14 protein-coding genes are annotated in these 15,494 nt (G+C 74.3%); 1 reads left to right on the top strand and 13 read right to left on the bottom strand.

The window, feature by feature from the left end; all coding sequences use genetic code 11:
* Nucleotides 1–143: 143 nt before the first annotated feature.
* The 12 genes from ACFV20_RS25770 to ACFV20_RS25715 all read right to left on the bottom strand — a co-directional run bounded on the left by ACFV20_RS25770 (nt 144) and on the right by ACFV20_RS25715 (nt 11,369).
* A complete protein-coding gene (locus ACFV20_RS25770; RefSeq protein ID WP_385660107.1) occupies nt 144–1,781 on the bottom strand; it encodes an FAD-dependent oxidoreductase in 1,638 nt (545 codons plus the stop codon).
* Nucleotides 1,782–1,822: 41 nt separating this feature from the next.
* Nucleotides 1,823–2,662, bottom strand: coding sequence for an ester cyclase (locus ACFV20_RS25765; RefSeq protein WP_385660105.1), 840 nt, complete (start codon nt 2,660–2,662; stop codon nt 1,823–1,825).
* Nucleotides 2,663–2,710: 48 nt separating this feature from the next.
* Complete coding sequence (locus tag ACFV20_RS25760) at nt 2,711–3,673, bottom strand: GNAT family N-acetyltransferase (protein WP_385660104.1); 963 nt, start codon at nt 3,671–3,673, stop codon at nt 2,711–2,713.
* A gap of 100 nt (nt 3,674–3,773) precedes the next feature.
* Nucleotides 3,774–3,965 (bottom strand): ferredoxin, encoded by a 192-nt coding sequence (locus tag ACFV20_RS25755; protein WP_385660103.1) that lies wholly within the window; start codon nt 3,963–3,965, stop codon nt 3,774–3,776.
* Nucleotides 3,966–3,988: 23 nt separating this feature from the next.
* Complete coding sequence (locus tag ACFV20_RS25750) at nt 3,989–5,218, bottom strand: cytochrome P450 (RefSeq protein ID WP_385660101.1); 1,230 nt, start codon at nt 5,216–5,218, stop codon at nt 3,989–3,991.
* Nucleotides 5,219–5,331: 113 nt separating this feature from the next.
* Complete coding sequence (locus ACFV20_RS25745) at nt 5,332–6,105, bottom strand: SDR family NAD(P)-dependent oxidoreductase (RefSeq protein WP_385660099.1); 774 nt, start codon at nt 6,103–6,105, stop codon at nt 5,332–5,334.
* The gene (locus ACFV20_RS25740; protein WP_385660097.1) at nt 6,102–7,550 is read right to left on the bottom strand and encodes an FAD-binding oxidoreductase; all 1,449 of its coding nucleotides are present in this window, start codon (nt 7,548–7,550) and stop codon (nt 6,102–6,104) included. Before ACFV20_RS25740 ends, ACFV20_RS25745 begins: the two co-directional genes overlap by 4 nt.
* Nucleotides 7,550–7,918: a hypothetical protein gene (locus ACFV20_RS25735; RefSeq protein ID WP_104783758.1), complete on the bottom strand. Its 369-nt coding sequence runs from the start codon at nt 7,916–7,918 to the stop codon at nt 7,550–7,552. The genes ACFV20_RS25740 and ACFV20_RS25735 overlap by 1 nt, the downstream gene beginning before the upstream one ends.
* Nucleotides 7,919–8,360: 442 nt before the next feature.
* Nucleotides 8,361–8,912, bottom strand: a complete 552-nt coding sequence (locus tag ACFV20_RS25730) for a class I SAM-dependent methyltransferase (protein WP_385660095.1) — start codon at nt 8,910–8,912, stop codon at nt 8,361–8,363.
* Nucleotides 8,913–9,086: 174 nt separating this feature from the next.
* Nucleotides 9,087–9,497 (bottom strand): hypothetical protein, encoded by a 411-nt coding sequence (locus ACFV20_RS25725; RefSeq protein ID WP_385660093.1) that lies wholly within the window; start codon nt 9,495–9,497, stop codon nt 9,087–9,089.
* A gap of 64 nt (nt 9,498–9,561) precedes the next feature.
* On the bottom strand, nt 9,562–10,314 hold the full coding sequence (locus ACFV20_RS25720) for a TIGR03943 family putative permease subunit (RefSeq protein WP_385660091.1): 753 nt from the start codon (nt 10,312–10,314) through the stop codon (nt 9,562–9,564).
* Nucleotides 10,311–11,369: a permease gene (locus ACFV20_RS25715; protein WP_385660090.1), complete on the bottom strand. Its 1,059-nt coding sequence runs from the start codon at nt 11,367–11,369 to the stop codon at nt 10,311–10,313. Before ACFV20_RS25715 ends, ACFV20_RS25720 begins: the two co-directional genes overlap by 4 nt.
* Before the next feature lie 182 nt (nt 11,370–11,551).
* On the opposite strand from ACFV20_RS25715, the gene ACFV20_RS25710 reads away from it, so the two are divergent.
* Nucleotides 11,552–13,447 (top strand): NAD-binding protein, encoded by a 1,896-nt coding sequence (locus ACFV20_RS25710; RefSeq protein WP_385660114.1) that lies wholly within the window; start codon nt 11,552–11,554, stop codon nt 13,445–13,447.
* A gap of 105 nt (nt 13,448–13,552) precedes the next feature.
* Here the strand turns inward: ACFV20_RS25710 and ACFV20_RS25705 are convergent, their stop codons facing one another.
* Entirely contained in the window at nt 13,553–15,421 is a 1,869-nt protein-coding gene (locus ACFV20_RS25705; RefSeq protein ID WP_385660088.1) for a prolyl oligopeptidase family serine peptidase, read from the bottom strand.
* Between the last annotated feature and the right edge of the window lie 73 nt (nt 15,422–15,494).

Below are 15,494 nucleotides of genomic sequence, written 5' to 3'. Positions count from 1 at the left end.
GGGGGGGGCTAGCCGACCCCCGCCCCCCCCGCATTGCGGGCGCGGCGGGGGGGGGGGGCCCCCCCGCCCCCCCGCCCCGGCCGCGGCGCACCACCGTGCGCCGAGCGCGTCCCCGCCGCAGCGCGGACGCGCCCGCGGGTGCCTCAGGCCCGGTCGAGCAGCCCGCGCAGCACCGCCTCCAGCACCGCCGCTTCCGCGCCCTGGGGATCCGCGCCCCGCGACCGCCACGCGACGACACCGTCCGGCCGCACCAGGACCGCGCCTTCGGGGTGCACCCCGCCGTAGCGCTCGGGCCAGGTGCCGTCCGGGTCGGCCAGCGTGCCCGCCCCGCCGCCCGTGCCCCGCACCACCCGGCGCGCGGTGAGTTTCAGGCCCAGCCCGGCGGAGGCGGAGGCGGCGGCGGAGAGCCACTCACGGCCGTTCTCCCCGGTCAGCAGGACGAAGTCCCGCCCGAAGAGGTCCAGCGTGGAGACGGGCACACCGTCCCGCGACAGCCGCACGTAAGGCGCCCGGGTCCCGGGCTCCCCGCGCAGTGCGCGCGGGTCGGAGGTGACCGGCAGGTCCGCGCCGCCCGGCTCCGCCACCACCGCGGCGGAGCGGTACGCCTGCCCCGACGTCACCGTCACCGCGTCCTCGACGGCCGCCCGCTGCTCCGGGGTCGCCTCGCCGGAACGCAGCGCCAGCTGGAGGGAGCCCTGCTCGGCCGTGTGGACCGCGACGGGACGCCGCTCGGCGTCGTACGTCTCCACCAGGCCGGGCCCCGCGACGCCCGCGACCACCAGGGCCAGCTTCCAGGCGAGGTTGTGGGCGTCGGCGATACCGGTGTTGGCTCCGTAGCCCCCGGTCGGCGGCACCACGTGCGCCGCGTCCCCGGCGAGCAGCACCCTGCCGTGCACGAACCTCTCGGCCACCTGCTCCGCCATGTCCCAGGGGAAGCGCGAACGGATCGTCACCTCGACCCCGGGCGCGCCCACCGCCGCCGCCACCAGCTCGGCGCAGCGGTCGTCGGTGAAGTCCTCCAGGCTCTCGCCGTCCTCGGGCCGGTATCCGACGATGAGCGTGCCCCCGGTCAGCGTGTCGTCATGCACGAGAATGCCGGTGACCTGCGGGTTCCGCACGTGGACCACGCTGTACCTGCGGTCTCCCAGCACCGGGCGCAGATCCGCGGCGAACGCGATGCTGACATGGCGGGACAGCACCCCGCGCCCCTGCCGGGGCACCTTCAGCGCCTCCCGGACGGTGCTGCGCGGCCCGTCGCAGGCCACCAGATAGGAGCTGCGGAAGGTGCGGGTGCCGGAGTCGTCGCCGAGGACGGCGGTGACCCCGCCGGGGTCCTCCGCGAAGGACAGCAGCTCGGTGCCGAACCTGAGGTCGGCGCCGAGCTCCGCGGCCCTCGCCCGCAGCAGCGGCTCCAGCCGGTCCTGCGGCAGCAGGAGCAGCCGGGACGGGGTGAGGTCGCCCAGGTCGTCGTCGCCCTCCAGCTCCTCCTTGCTGAACAGCACATCGCCGGCGAGCGAGGTCACCCCGGCCCGGGTGCGGTGCGTGGCGAAGCCGGACGCCTCCCGTACGGCGGCGTCCTCGACGCCCGCCTGACGCAGCAGTTCCCCGGTCCGGGGGTAGTACCCGACGGCCCTGGGGTGGACGGACGTGCCCGGATGGCGCTCCACCAGGGTGCACCGCACCCCGTGCCGGGCGAGGAACAGGGCGGTGGACAGCCCGACGAGGCTGCCGCCGACGATCAGTACGGGTGCGCTGCCGGAAGGGTCGGAAGCGGAGGTCATCGCACGGTCCCTCTCTGGGTGATCGGCCTCGGACAGGTTGTTCACGGGGTCGGCAGTCCGGCCCGCCCCAGGGCCAGGTAGTCCACGACCTCCCAGTGCTCCGCGACCTTCCCGCGCTCGATCCGGAACTGGTCGCAGGTCCGCATCTCCAGCGGCAGCCCGGAGGGGCCGCCGCCGCTCCACGCGCCGGTGAGCGTGCCGGTCCAGGTCACGAAGACCATCACCCGGTCGTCGGCGGCGACGATGTGGTCCACGGTGGTGACCAGGTCGGGGAAGGCGGCGATGTTGTCGGCGAAGAACGCCTTGAACGCGTCGAGCCCGTCCGGCACCGCGTCGGTGCGCATGTTGTGGTGCCGGTAGTCCTGGTGGTAGTACCGCTCGGCCAGGTCCAGCCGGTGCTCGCTGAAGACGTCGCGGTACGCGCCGAGGACCAGCTCCGCGTTGGCCCGCTCGGTGTCGCTGTGCGGGCCGTGCAGCCCGGGCGCGGCCGGCTGGCCGCTCCGGTCCGGTCCGCCGTCCACGCCGTGCGTGACGAGCACGTCACGGTCCACGACGTTCCAGTGCTCGGCCACCCGGCCGTCCCGAAGACGGTACAACTCGGCGGTGTGCAGCCGCAGTTCGCCGCCGGAGCGGGAGCGTCCGGTCCAGGTCGCGAACAGCATCACCCGGTCGTTTCCGGCCACCAGGTGGTCGATGTCCGCGCGCAGCTCCGGGAACACCCGGTCCGAGGTACGCCAGTCGGCGGGGGCGTGTTCGACGTGGTCGGCGTGGAAGAAGCGGCCCGCCTCCTCGAAGCGGCGCTCGCGGTACAGCGTCCCGTACAGCTCGCGGATCAGCTCGGCGTTGCGCGTGCGCTGCCCGGCGTGGGTCACGGTGGTCATGGGTTCCTCTCGGCTCGGCTCTCGGACAAGGGGGGTCAGGGGGGCCGCTCAGACCTTGAGCGCGTAGGTCGACCAGTACGAGTCGGCCTCGAAGCCGAGCTTGCGGTTGAGCGCGACCACGGCGGTGTCGGCCGTGTCGTTGAAGACCTGGACCAGCGCGAGCCGGCCGTTCTCCCGGGCCGCCCCGAGCAGCAGTTCGCTCTTCAGCCAGGTGGCGAGACCGCGCCGCCGGTGCCCGGGCAGCACCAGCGTCTCGCCGCCGTCGGCCATCGGGCTGTCGCGCACGAACAAGGTGGCGTACCCGGCGATCTCCGCGCCGTGCCCGGGCAGCGCCGCCACCACGTGGGGCAGATGTCCGGCGCGCTCCGCCTCGGCCTCCCGCGCCCGTACGTCGTCGGCGGAGGGACGCCGGATCCTGGCCTGGCCGTTGACCCGCTCCTCCAGTCGGCTCCAGGCCCGCGCGTAGGAGTCGACGAGGTCGTCGGGGCAGGGCCCCCGCCACCTCACCAGGCGGTATCCGGGCACCGGCCGGTCCGCCGCGACCTCCAGCACCGCGCGGGCGGGCCCGGCCAGACGCAGCCGGTGGCGCACGCTCTCGCCGATGAGGTCGGCTCCGAGTTCCGCCGCGAACCGCGCACCGGCCTCCGCCCGGGGGGCGTCCGCCAGCAGCAGGTCCCGGCCGCGTTCCCGCAGCGCCGCCCGTCCCGCGGCCGCCAGTGCCCGCCCGGCGCCGCGCCGCCGGAAGGCCGGGAACACCCACAGCGAACCGTGTCCCGGCCCGCTCGGGTCCCCCAGATCGAGGCCGAGTTTCAGCACACCGGCCGGTGTGTCCCCGTCGTAGGCGGCCAGCACGATCCGCTCCGTGCCGTGCCGCCGCTGGAACAGCCGGGCCAGCAGCGCCTCCGTCACCGGCGGATCGCCGGGCAGCTCCAGACTCATGGTCTCCCGGAACCCGGGAAGCAGCGCGGCGAGGGTCGCCGGCTCATCGCCGTCGAGGCTACGAATCTCCATGCCCCCACTGTGATCCGCCGGTCTCGAAGCGCCGTCGAGGACAACTCGACACCGGCACGCGAGAGTTGGGCCCCCTCGGGTGGACGGCGGCGTCGGCCCTCTAGGACCCGACCCGGCCGTGCAGGGTGATGGCCTGGACCGGACAGGCCCTGGCCGCCTCCCGCACCCTGGGGTCCCCGGCGCGTTCCGCCCCGCCGGGCAGCAGCCGCACCACCCCGTCGTCGTCCTGGGTGAACACCTCGGGCGCCGTCATCGCGCACATGGCGGCGCCGATGCACCGGTCCGTCGCCACGCTGACGCCCGTCCGGGGCCCGCTCACCACTCGACCGGGAGTTCGGCGACGCCCTGCAGCACGTACGGGGCGTTCAGCGGCAGTTCGTCCGACCGGACCGGCACCCGCAGGTGCGGGATGCGCCGGAAGAGCGTGCGGAACGCGATCTCCATCTCCGCCCGGGCCAGGTTCTGGCCGATGCACTGGTGGATCCCGTAGCCGAAGGCGACATGGCGTCCGGCGGAGCGCCGGATGTCGAAGGAATCGGGATCCTCCCAGGCCCGCGGGTCCCGGTTCATCAGCATCGTCGACATGGCCAGTCCGTCGCCGGCCCTGATGGTGTGCCCCTCGACCTCGATGTCCTCGACCGCCACCCTCATCAGCACGTCCCCGATGGAGGTGAACCGCATCAGCTCCTCCACCGCGCCCGGCAGCAGGGACTCGTCCGCCCGCAGCAGGGCGAGCTGGTCTGGGTGTTCCAGGAGTGTCACCGTCCCCAGCGCGATCATGTTGGAGGTGGTCTCGTGGCCGGACACGAGCAGCAGCGAGCAGATCATCGCCAGCTCCTGGTGGTCGACCGACCCCTCCGCCAGCTGATGGGCGATCAGTTCGTCGATCAGGCCGTCGCCCGGCTCCTTCTCCTTCTTCGCGATCAGGTCGAAGAGGTAGCCGAGGATCTCGGTGAAGGCCGTCCGGGCCTGCTCCGCCTCGCCCTCCCCCGAGGAGGACAGCACGTGCCGGGAGCGCTCGTCGAAGTAGCCGCGGTCCTCGAACGGCACCCCGAGCAGGGCGCAGATCACCGCCGACGGCAGCGGAAGGGCGTACTGGGACAACAGCTCGGCGGGGCTTCCCCGGTCCAGCATCTCGTCGACGAGCCCCTCGGCGATCCGCTCGATCTCCGGGCGCAGCGCGGCGACCCGCCGGATGCCGAAGCCCGGGATCACCATGCGCCGCTGCCGGGCGTGCTCGGGGTCGTCCACGCCGACCAGCGGGGGTGCGGCCCGCTGCTGCGTCTGGGCGGCGATCCGCGGCGCCAGGAACGGGAAGCCGGGATGAAGGACGTCGGAGGACAGCCGGGGGTCGGGGAACAGGGCCCGGCCGACCTCGTTGCCGGTCACCAGCCACACCTGACGGCCGTCGTACAGGGTGACCTTCGTCAGCGGGCCGCGCTCCCGCAGTTCCTCGTAGCCGACGGGCATCCGGTACGGGCAGGCCCGGGTCATCGGGTAGGCCGGCGCCGCGACGTCCTCGGGTGGTCTGGGGGTCTGCATCATGAGCCTCCTGGGTCGGTGTCCGACACAGGTCATTGAGCCCCGCCGCTCTCGAGGGCCTGTGGAGGATCCCTGGAGAGCGGCGGGGCCCGGTTCGGTCGGGGCGCCCGGCGTGGTCAGGCTCCCCCGGTGACCCGCAGGGTCTCGCCGTTGGTGTTGCCGTTGGCGGCCGAGCCCAGGAAGGTGACGGCCCGGGCCACGTCCTCGGGCGCGGACATCCGGCCCGACGGCAAGGTCCTGCCCTTCTCCTCCAAAAAGCCCGGGGGCACGTGCGCCCGCACGGTCTCGGTGCTGGTCTGGCCGGGCACCACCATGTTGACCAGGATGCCGTCCGGGCCCAGTTCCCAGGCGAGGCTGCGCATCAGCCCGAACAGCGCGGACTTGCCGGCACCGTACGCCCCCGCCCCGGCCTTGCCGGTGTCCGCCAGGCCCGCGCCGAGCAGCACGATCCGGCCCCACGGCCGCCCGCGCATCCACGGCAGGACGGCCTGCAGCGTGTGGAACACGGCGTCGACCGAGGTGCGCAGCACCTCCTGCCACTGCTTGGCGGGTACGTCCTCGAAGCGCGGCACCGGCTGCCCGGGCCGCGGGATCGCCTCGCTCCAGACCACCGCGTTGGCCACCAGCACGTCGATGCCGCCCCACTCCTCGGCGACCCGCCCCACGGCCTCCCGTATGCACCGCTCGTCCGCGAGGTCGTAGCGCACCACCAGCGGTGTCCCGCCCGCCTCGGTCACCAGCCGGGCCGTCTCGCGGGCCCCGTCCTCGTTGCTGTGGTAGGTGATCGCGACCCTGGCCCCCTCCTCCCCGTAGGCCACGGCCGTCGCCCGGCCGATGCCCGAGGAGGCGCCGGTGATCAGCACGACCTTGTTCCGCAGATCCGTCCTCATGACTCCACCTCGGTCGTCGGGGCACGGCCGGCGCTCTGCGCGTGCCGGAAGAAGTCGTCCGGGTCGTAGGCCCGCTTCACCTCGCGCAGCCGGAACCGGTTCGCGCCGAAGTACTCCGTCTCCCAGTCCTCACCCGCTCGTGAACTGGGGAAGTTGATGTACGAGCCGCAGGCGAGCGGCGTGAGGGCGGTGGCCGCGCGGTCCGCCAGCGCGGTCAGCCGGGCCGGGGCCGCCGCGTCCGTCGCCGCCTGCCGGCAGGCGAACTGGTAGCCGATCAGGAAGCGAGCGTCCCGGTGCGGGTAGGCGGTCGCGCCGGCCGGCACCCGGCTCGCCGCACCGCCCAGGGCGATGCACAGCAGATAGCGCTCCTGCCCCGCCGCGTCCAGGGCGGGGTCCCAGGCGTCGAGCAGGGCCGCCGACTCCGCCCGGGTCGCGGCCCGGCCGGTGAGGCGGTAGCTCTGCCGGGTGTACGGATGCCGGTGCCCCTCGGCCTCGGGCCCGGTGCCCGTACGCCGGCACTGGGCCACCGTCTTCGAGCCGCACAGCGCCTCGTGCATCACCTCGGCGTACCCGCCCCGCGCGCCGACGGTCCTGCTCAGCGGCTTGCACCCGGCCCGCTCGGCCAGTTCGTCCAGGCCGTCGCGCAGCGCCTCGTCGGCACCCAGGTGCACCCCCCAGACCCGGACCACCGGACGCCCGCCGGGCCCGAACATGCCCGGCAGCACGACCAGGGAGGTGCCGAGTTCGTCGGGGCCGTCGACGGCCCACTCCTGCCAGGCCGTCAGCACCTCCACGGCGTCGTCGTACGCCCACAGCGTCTCGAAGGCCGTCAGGGCGGGCGCGTCGATCGCCCGCACCTCGAACTCCGTGACCACCCCGAAGGTGCCTCCGCCGCCACCGCGCGACGCCCAGTACAGATCGGGCTCCTCGGCGGGCGAACAGCGGACGGTCCTGCCGTCCGCGAGCACCACGCGCGCCGCGACGAGCCGGTCGCTGCCCAGCCCGAACCTGCGGGTCTGCCAGCCGATCCCGCCCCCGGTCAGGAATCCGCCCGCGGAGACGGTGGGGAACGTCCCGGTGACGATCTGCCGGCCCTGCGCCCGCAGGGCGTCCAGCGCGTCCAGCGACTGGACGCCCGCCCCGAGCCGCACCACGGGGCCCTCGGCGACGACGTGGTTCATCCGGGACAGGTCGACGACCAGCCCCTCACCGGTCGACCAGCCGTTGAAGCTGTGGCCGCCGCCCCTCACGTGCAGCCGCACCCCCTGCTCCCGGGCGTGCCGCACGCACAGCGCGACGTCCTCCTCGGAGGCGCAGTACGCGACGGCGTACGGCTCGATCGTGTCGTACTCGGTGTTCTGAAGCTGTCGGGCCAGGGCGAAGCCCGCCTCGTCCGGCAGGACCAGGTCCCCGTCGAGCCGGTCCCGCAGCGCAGCCGCCCGCATCAGTCGTCGATGCCGAACTTGCCGGCGGTCACCTTGGACCCGGCGTGCCCGCGCAGCTTGGTGCCCTGCGGGTCGAAGAACTCCGCACCTCCGGTGCCCTGCCACTCGGTGTCCGAGACGAACTCGCCCGACACCCGCACGTGCGCCTCCCCCACGTGGTTGCCCTCGGGGTCGGCGGCCAGGATGTGGAAGCCGTACTCGAAGCTGTCCGGGCCCGTGGCACGCCAGGTGCCCAGTCCGATGTTCTTGGTGTTGAGCTGGGTGGAGACGACCGTGCCGTCCGCCGAGAAGCTGACGAGGCCGGGGACCGCCTTGCCGTCGTCGTCCAGCTGCGTGGTCCAGGTGCCGACCAGCCGTACGTCGCTCATCGCAGATCTCCTCGATACTCAGGGGGAACTGGGGGAACTGGGGGAACTGGGGGATGCGGTTGTCCCGGCCAGGCTTCCGGCCCGCTCTCAAGACCCGCTCGAGACGTCCTGTAGCCGGGCGGCGGCTCCTGCCTCGGCGGACGGCACACCGGCCCGAACTCCGGGTGCCAGAGCGCGGCCACGTGCACGGAGCCGAGAGCCACCAGGGCGCGGTACGAGGGCAGCAGCAGATAGCGCACCAGTCCTCGCCACACGGCGCGCGAGGCGGTGACGCGGGGCGGGACGCTCTCCTTGTCGGGGTGTCCCTCGGGCAGGAACTCCGGGTCGAACGGACGAAGGGACACGGCACTCCTAGGGGGTGGCCGGCGTGGGCGCCGGACGCGCGGGACCGACGCGGACGGCGAGCGCGGGTGGTCGGCGATGGGTGGCCGGCGTGGGTGTGTCAGGCGGCTCGGACGGCCATCTCCACGCCGCCGTCGAAGGGGAGCGGGAGCGACACGTAACCGCTGCCGGGGAAGCGGACATGGGCGAGGAAGTCCGCGCACCGCGCCGGCTCGTCCCGTACACCGAGGGCCACCAGCACCGCGCCCGGCAGCATCCTGGGTTCCACCAGCTCCAGCAGCGGCAGGAAGGACTGCGGCGGCCCGCCGAGCAGCAGCAGGTCGACCGGTCCGGCAAGGGTCGCCAGCGACCGTTCGGGGCGGCCCGCCCGCACGTCCGCGCAGCGCTCCGCTCCGGCCTTCTCCACGGCCGCGGCGGCGGCCTCGGCGCGTCGGGTGTCCGGCTCGCAGGCGATGACCCGGCCCTGCCCGTTCTCGCTCACCGCGGTCGCGAGCGCGGCGGTGAACGACTCGTACGGACAGCCGATCTGGAGCACCGTCAGCGGCCCGGCCGCCAGCACGAGCTGCCGCAGGAGGGTTCCGGTGGCGGCTTCGAAGGAGGGAACGGCGGCACGTCCGGCTGCGGAGTCGGTACAGGAAACGGCATTGGGCATGCGGAACTCCCCGTCACGAGTGTCGAGACGTTCGCGGTCTCTCGCCCGAGCGTCGCAGACGCCGACGTCACGGGCGACGGCCCTGGATGCCCGTGCGAGCGAGGCTCGAGCCGCACTCCAAACCACCGGCCGGGCGGGGGCGGACCCCTCAGGGAACGGTGTGGGGCAGACCGGTCAGGAGAGCACCCCGGCCAGCGTCCCCGCGAGGGTCAGCGCGAGAAACGCCGCCCCCCATGTCATCGCGTGCCGGATCCGGCGGTGTTTGACGCGGGTGGTGCGGGTCAGGAGCTGGGCCGGGGTGTCCGCGCCCGGGGCCGGGTGGGGCGTCCTGGCCAGGCTCAGCAGGACCAGGGACGGGGCGCAGGCCGCGCAGCCGGTCCACAGGAGCAGCTGGGGGACCGTGGCGAACCGGGCGGGGGTGATGACACCCGCGGTGATCGCCGTGAGGAGGGCGGCCAGGGCAGCGCCGAGGGTGGCCAGGGTCAGTCCGGCTCGCTGGTCGGCCTTCGCCAGTTGCTCGCGGGCCGCCTCGGGCGGCAGCGGCCGGCCGGGTTCCGCCGTGCGCGCACCGTGGAGTGTGGTCATGCCTGCACCTCGCTGATCAGCGGTTCCCTCCGAGTACCCCAAAGGGCTTGCCCCACACCGCGGTTCAGGTGTTCCACGTCTCGTCGTACGGGTCGTGCGGGGTGGGCACCGGCTTCGCGGCCGTCACGTCGAGGTAGGGGATGGGGCCGTTGTTCACGGGGTCCTCGGTGCGGCGCGGGGTGTAGGTGCCGGTGACCTCCAGCCAGGTGTCCGGGCGCAGCACCGGCGGTATGTCGCCGGACAGGGCGATCTTGACCGGCTGGGCGTCGGCGGCGCAGCAGTTGAGGCCCATGCGGACCAGGTAGGGGGTGCCGTCGCGGTCCAGGGTCACGAAGCCGGTGATCCTCAGTTCGCGGCCCCCGAGGGCACGGCCGTCGTCGTAGACCGCGCGGCCGGCGTAGTCGGCGACGGCCAGGCGCAGGGGCGTGTCGCCGGCGGGGAGGGCCGGGAAGCCGAAGGGCTTGGTCAGGGCCGTACCGGTGTGTGCCGCGCTGTAGGAGCCCAGGGCCGGCGGGGCGACGAGGATCAGGGCGAGGACCGGGAGCGTGAGGAGCCAGGAGACACGGGGCTCGCGGTGGTGGTCGTGGTCGTGTTCCCGGGCCGGGGTGGGCGACTCGTCGTCGGGGCCGTGGCCGTGGGGGGCGCGGCGGTCGTACCAGAGGGCCGCCGCCGCCGTGACGATCAGGACCACGCCCGCCAGGATGACCAGGGGGCGCAGGCCCTCCTTGACGTAGCGCAGGTAGAGGTCGGTCGTGCCGGCGTGCAGGAGGGTCGCGCCGAGCAGGAAGAGGAGGGCCGTCTGGGCCAGGCGGTTCACAGCAGGACCGTTCCGGTCAGGGCCGCACCGACGACGGCCAGGGCGAAGGTCGCGGGGGCGAAGCGCAGGGCGAAGGCGCGGCCGAAGGTGCCCGCCTGCATCGCGAAGAGCTTCAGGTCGATCATCGGGCCGACGACCAGGAAGGTCAGACGGGCCGTCAGGGAGAACTGGGTCAGGGACGCCGCAACGAACGCGTCCGCCTCCGAGCAGAGGGAGAGCAGGACGGCCAGCACCGCGAGGCTCAGCACCGACAGCACGGGGTGGCCGGCCGCGAGACCCAGCCAGTCCGCCGGGACGACGGCCTTCAGGGTCGCCGCGGCCATCGCGCCGATCACCAGGTAACCGCCCGCGTGCGTCACGTCGTGACGGACCGAGTGCGCGAAGGCCGCCCCCTTGCCCTGCCCCTCGTACGACGCGCGGGCCGGGGGACGGAGCCAGTCCGTGCGGCCGAGCCGGTGCCAGAGCCAGCCCATCGCGCAGGCCACGAGCAGGCTCGCGACGAAGCGGGCCAGGACCATCTCCGGGTTGCCGGGGAACGCCACGGCCGTCGCCGTCAGCACGATCGGGTTGATGGCGGGCGCCGAGAGGAGGAACGCCAGGGCCGCCGCCGGGGTGACCCCCCTGCGGACCAGGGCGCCGGCCACCGGCACGGACGCGCACTCACAGCCCGGCAGCACCGCGCCCGCCACGCCCGCGACCGGCACCGCGAGGGCCGGGTGCTTCGGCAGGGCCCGGGCGAAGAACGACGGCGGCACGAACACCGCGATCGCCGCCGACAGCAGCACACCGAGCACCAGGAACGGCAGCGCCTGGACCATGACCGCGACGAACACCGTCATCCAGCTCTGCATCACCGGCGCGCCGAGGGCCCCGCGGATCGGGTCCTGGAACATCACCGCCGTGAGCAGCACCAGGGTCAGCAGCAGTGCGGAGTTGAGGTGCCGGCCCTCGTCCTTGCCGGTTTCCTCCTCCCCCGCTCGGGTTCCCCTGCCCCGGCCCTGCCCGGGGTCGGCGCGCTCACCGCTGTCCTGCGGGGCGGTCTTCGTGATGGCCACGGGCCCGGTACCTCCGGTGGTGCGCGAGGGCATTGCCCCTTCCCTCCCCTTTCGTACGGACGGCGGCGGCCGGGCGTTCACGCCCCACCGCCCCCTCCTGGAACCGGTCGTCACGGTGAGGCAGTCTTCTCCTCGTGGGGAGCGTTCCGAACCAGGGCCGGCCGGGCGAACCGGCCACGCACATGATCGTGTGCGGTGACGACGGGCTGGCGCACCGGCTGGCCGCCGAACTGCGCGGTGTCTACGCCGAGCAGGTCACGCTCGTCGTGCCGCCCTCCGGGAGGCGGGTGCGCCAGCCCGTCGTCGGACGGGCCCGGGCCGCCTCGGCCGCGCTGCTCGACCTGGTCGTGAACGCGGCCTCCGGCCGGACCGGCCCGAGCCCCGAACCGGCCGCGAACGAGCAGGTGGTGGAGACGCCGGAGATCACCGAGGCGGTGCTCGTCGAGGTGGGCGCCGACCGGGCGGCGGCGCTGGCGCTCGTCTTCGACGACGACGAGACCAACATCCGCGCCGCGCTCACGGCCCGCCGCATCAACCCCCGCATCCGCCTCGTACTGCGGCTCTACAACCGGCGGTTGGGTCAGCACATCGAGGAACTGCTGGACCAGACCGCCGCCGTCGCCTCCGGGGACGACCGGGCGGCGGGCGGCCTCGACGCGTCGACGACGGTGCTGTCCGACGCCGACACGGCCGCCCCCGCGCTCGCCGCCACCGCTCTCGTCGGCACCAGCAAGGTCGTCCAGACGGAAGGGCTCGTGCTGCGGGCGGTGGAACGGCAGCCGCCGCGGCCGGGCGAGGTGGCCGACCCGGGGCTGTGCACTCTGGCGCTGCTGTCGGCGACGAGCAACGACCCGGCGGGCGCGGACGGTTCCGAGGGCAGCGGGGAGCAGGGGCCGCGTCTGCTGCCGGACGAGGCGGCGGTGGCGGCGGCGACCGGGCGCGGGACCGTCGTCCTGGAGCAGGTGTCGTACACGGGGCCGTCGCTGCCCGCCGGGCGGGGCGGTGTGCCGCCGTTCGCCTCGCTGTTCTCGCGGCGGCTGCGGTGGTCGCTGGCCGGGCTGGTGGGCTGTGTGCTGGCGCTCGCCGTCGGGTTGACGATCGTGACGAACGAGCATCCGCTGTACGCGACGTACATCACGCTGCTCGACCTGTTCGGCATCAACGATCCCGCGCTCCACCAGTCGACCGCCCGGCAGGTGCTGCAACTGCTGTCCGGGCTGGTCGGGTTGCTGCTGCTGCCGGTGCTGCTGGCGGCGGTGCTGGAGGCGCTCGGCACGTTCCGCAGCGCGTCCGCGCTGCGCAAGCCGCCCCGTGGGCTGGGCGGGCACGTGGTGCTGCTCGGGCTCGGCAAGATCGGGACGCGGGTGCTGACGCGGTTGCGGGAGCTGAACATCCCGGTGGTGTGCGTGGAGTCCGACCCGGACGCGCGGGGCCTGGCCACGGCCCGGCGCCTGCGGGTGCCGGTGGTGCTCGGGGACGTCACGCAGGAGGGCGTGCTGGAGGCCGCGAAGATCCACCGTGCGCACGCGCTGCTGGCCCTGACCAGCGCGGACACGACGAACCTGGAGGCGTCGCTGTACGCGCGGTCGGTACGGCCCGACCTGCGGGTCGTGCTGCGGCTGTACGACGACGACTTCGCGACGGCCGTGTACCGGACCCTGCGGGCCGCGCATCCGCGCGCCCTGACGCGGAGCCGGAGCGTGTCCCACCTGGCCGCGCCCGCGTTCGCCGGGGCGATGATGGGGCGGCAGATCCTGGGGGCGATCCCGGTGGAGCGGCGGGTGCTGCTGTTCGCGGAGGTGGACGTGGCCGGGCATCCGCAACTGGAGGGACGGACGGTCGCGCAGGCGTTCCGGGCCGGGGCCTGGCGGGTGCTGGCGCTCAACACGGCGCCCTCCGGAGGCCGGCGGGGTGACCGGGAGGGCGCCGAGGAGGACGGCGCGGCGGCATCGGGTCTGGTGTGGGATCTGCCTCCTTCGTATGTGCTGGGGACCGGGGACCGGGTGGTGCTGGCGGCGACGCGGCGGGGCCTCGCGGAGCTGCTGGGACGCAGACGGCGGGAGCGGGCGGGGGCGTGACGAGGCGCCGTGCGCCCCGCGGGCGCGAAGCGACCGAGGGGCGCGGGGAACCGCGCGATCAGCCACGCACCGTCCGCAGCCGCCGAACCACCCCGGGCCCCCGAGCTACTGGGCGCCCGGCACCCCCTGCAGGTACCGCTCCGCGAACTCCAGCTCCAGCCGCACCTGCTTGATCCGTTCGTCCACCACCAGCGACCCGTGTCCGGCGTCGTAGCGGTACACCTCGTGCACCGCGCCCCGGGCCTCCAGGCGCTTGACGTAGTTCTCGATCTGGCGGATCGGGCAGCGCGGGTCGTTGACCCCGGCCGAGATGTAGACCGGCGCCTTGACCTGGTCGACGTAGGTGAGCGGGGAGGAGGCCTCGAAGCGCTCGGGCACCTCCTCCGGCGTGCCGCCGAGGAGCGTGCGGTCCATCGCCTTCAGCGCCTCCATCTCGTCGTGGTACGCCGTGACGTAGTCGGCGACGGGCACCGCCGCGATGCCGAGGGTCCACGCGTCGGGCTGGACGCCGAGGCCGAGGAGGGTGAGGTAGCCGCCCCAGGAGCCGCCCGTGAGGACCAGGCGCTCGGGGTCGGCGATGCCGGAGTCGACGGCCCACTGGCGGACGGCGGCGATGTCCTCCAGCTCGATGAGGCCCACGCGGTGCTTCAGGGCGTCCGTCCAGGCACGGCCGTAGCCGGTGGAGCCGCGGTAGTTGACACGGATCACCGCGTAGCCGTGGTCGACCCAGGCCGCGGGGCCCGCCGCGAAGGAGTCGCTGTCGTGCCAGGTGGGGCCGCCGTGGATGTCGAAGACCGTGGGCAGCGGGCCGGTGGTGCCCTCGGGCCTCTGCAGGAGGGCGTGGATGCGGCCTCCGGGGCCCTCCACCCAGACGTCCTCCACGGGCACCGAGCCGGGCGACTTCATCCCGGGCGGGTCGAGGACCACCTCGCCCGTCGTGGAGCGGACCGCCGACGGCCGGGCCGACGACGACCACAGGTACTCCACGCTGCCGTCGGGCCGGGCCGTGGCGCCGGAGACCGTGCCGGGCGGGGTCGGGATCTCCGTCAGGGTGCGGCCGGACAGGTCGTAGCGGAACAGCTCGCTGCGGGCCTCGAAGCTGTGCACGATGAGCAGACCGCTGCCGTCCGGGTACCACTCGGCGCTGACGTCGCCGGGCAGCTCCAGCGCCAGGTCCGTCTCCTCGCCGGTGGCCACGTCCCACACCAGGGGCTCCCAGCGGCCGCGGCGCTGGTGGCCGATGAGCAGGCGGGTGTCGCCGTCGACGGGGGCGAAGCCGAGGACCTCCAGGCCCAGCTCACGGGTGCCGCCCTCGGTGTCGTCGAGGTCGGCGACCGCCGTGCCGTCGGGGCGCAGGACGCGCAGCGCCGAGTGCATCGCGTCGCCGTGCTCGGTGTGCTCGATGGCGATGAGCGAGCCGTCGTGGGAGAGGTCGCCGACCCCGGCCGACTCGCGGTGGCGGTAGATCTCCACCGGGTCCTCGCCGGTGCGGACGAGGTGGATGGTCGTGCCGTCCTCGTCGGTGGAGCGGCCGACGACCGCCGTACGCCCGTCGCGGCCGAGGGCGAGGCCGGCCGGGTAGGAGGCGTCCAGGCCCGCGGCGGCCGGTTCGTCCGCGCCGCCCTCGAAGGGCTGGCGGCGCCACACGCCGAACTCGTCGCCGTCCTTGTCGTCGAACCACCAGATCCACGCGCCGTCCGGGGACAGCACGCCGTCCGTCGTGCCGTTCGGCCGGTCCGTCACCTGGCGCTGCCCGCCCGTCGCCCGGTCCCAGGCGTACAGCTCGTACGTCCCGGTCGCGTTCGAGACGAACAGGGAGCGGTCCGGCGCGTCGTCCGCCCAGTCGGGCAGGGAGACCCGCGGCGCCCGAAAGCGCTTCTCCCAGTCCGGCATCCGCTCCTGGCGTCCCGCCGGTACCTCTTGCTCGTGCTGGTCCCGCCGCTCCCGCGCGTCGGACCCGTTGCTCTCAGTCATGGCCCCATACTGCCCGCCCGGGCCGACAATGCGCTCGCGTGGGTCCCCAGCCTGTGGATAACCTCCACCGGTC

The sequence above is a fragment of the Streptomyces sp. NPDC059696 genome (assembly GCF_042733745.1).
Taxonomy (GTDB): domain Bacteria; phylum Actinomycetota; class Actinomycetes; order Streptomycetales; family Streptomycetaceae; genus Streptomyces.
The sequence above is the reverse complement of the archived record's forward strand: the minus strand, read 5'-3'. Positions and strand labels throughout refer to the sequence as shown.